The following is a 1,250-nucleotide window of genomic DNA, read 5'->3' on the forward strand; positions in this document are numbered from 1 at the left end:
CGGTCGGGGTCTATGTCGATGGCGTCGGCGGCGCGGGTGATCAGGTGGGCCAGGGCGTGGTGCACCAGCAGCCAGGCCCAGATCTCCTGGTGCGCCAGCTCGGGCAGCTTCGAGCGCAGCATCCGGCGGGGACCGCGCAGATGCGTCTTGAGCTGATCGTTTCCGGTTTCCTCTTCCCAGCGTTCGGCATACGCGGCGGCGAGTTCGTCCGCACGCGCCTGCTCGGGGTCGCAGATGTTGGTCAGCAGCACGATCAGCTCGCCGGTGCCGTTGCCGTCCCGATCGGGCACGTCGTACTCGATGACCCGGACCAGGTGCGCCGGTTCGTCGTCCAGGTCATCACCGGCCGCCGCGGCGGCGAGCAGCTCGTCGCGGCGGCGGCCGCGCACGTCGGGGTGGATGAGCACGCTGAGGTAGCTGCCGTCCTCGAGCACACCGACCACCGGCAGCTGCAGCTGCGTGGGGGCCCGCCAGCACAGCGCCGCCCCGGTGCGCGCCGCCAGCTCCCAGGCGTCGAAGCTGTAGAAGTTGCGGTCGGCGGTCAGCAACTCGTCCGGATTCAGCCGCGGCAGCAGCCGGCGGGCCAGGGTCTTCTCCCCGACCGACCAGGCGCCGACCTCGGCGGCGAGGAAGGTGTGCGTGCCGCACTCGGCCAGCGCCACCACCCGCGCCTTGGGAAACGCCGACCGGTTGTCCCCGGAACCGGAATAGCCGAACTCGGCGGCGTTGTCCGGCGTGTCGGGCAGGTCGACCTCGAACCCGTCGATCGCCATCAGCCGCCAGTCGCGCAGCCACGCCCCGCGGGTCGACGGCTCGGCCGCCGGGCCGGCGATCGTCTCGAACACCTCGGCCAGCACCTTCGGCCCCAGCCGCTTGCGGGCCTGGCTGATCCCGCCGGCGGTCGGCACCGTCCAGCCCGCATTCCAACAGCCCAGCCGATCGAACGCGCCGGTGACCTTGGTCGCGACCTCTTCGTAGTCGTCCTCGGGAAACAGACACATCGCCAGCGTCAGATACGCCACCACGTGCGCCGGAAGCTTGCCGCCGCGGCGCCGCTCACCGACCCCGCAGCCGGCGATCGCCGCGTCCACCGCGTCCCGGGGGATCGCGGTGACCAGCACCCCCAGCGACACCTGATCCGGACGCACGGCCTCAGGATGATCCACGGCCGGGCACGCTGACACCGCCGACGGGACGAATCGGTCCGCCACGCCGACAACTACATGATCAACTTAGGCTAAGTGGCATTG

General features: G+C 71.1%; 1 protein-coding gene. It reads right to left on the minus strand.

Annotated elements, in window-relative coordinates:
• A partial coding sequence (locus E4P41_RS21725) for an IS4 family transposase (RefSeq protein ID WP_135143258.1) occupies positions 1-1,148 on the minus strand: 1,148 nt, incomplete at its 3' end.
• Positions 1,149-1,250 lie beyond the last annotated feature (102 nt).

This window comes from Geodermatophilus sp. DF01-2 (assembly GCF_004571065.1).
GTDB lineage: Bacteria > Actinomycetota > Actinomycetes > Mycobacteriales > Geodermatophilaceae > Geodermatophilus.